Below are 275 nucleotides of genomic sequence, written 5' to 3'. Positions count from 1 at the left end.
TGGCGGAAAAAGGCGCGGACAACACCGTGCTGAAAGTGATCGGCTCAATGAAAGAAGCGCTGCACCCGGATCTTGACGGCTGTGACGGTATTTTACAGGCGATGGCGCGCCCGCAGACGGCAATTGTTTCGCTGACGGTCACCGAAAAAGGCTACTGCACCGATGCGGCCAGCGGTCAGTTAGATCTCAATAACCCGCTGATTAAACACGATCTGGCGAATCCGACCACGCCGAAATCGGCGATTGGTTACATCGTACAAGCGCTGTACCTGCGC

Annotated in this window: 1 pseudogene; it reads left to right on the top strand. The window is 56.0% G+C overall.

What is annotated here, in order from left to right:
* A pseudogene (locus FDX22_RS31260) lies at positions 1–275 on the top strand (fructuronate reductase); the annotation flags it as partial.

The sequence above is a fragment of the Citrobacter sp. TBCS-14 genome (assembly GCF_005280805.1).
Classification (GTDB): Bacteria; Pseudomonadota; Gammaproteobacteria; order Enterobacterales; family Enterobacteriaceae; genus Citrobacter; species Citrobacter gillenii.
The sequence above is the reverse complement of the archived record's forward strand: the minus strand, read 5'-3'. Positions and strand labels throughout refer to the sequence as shown.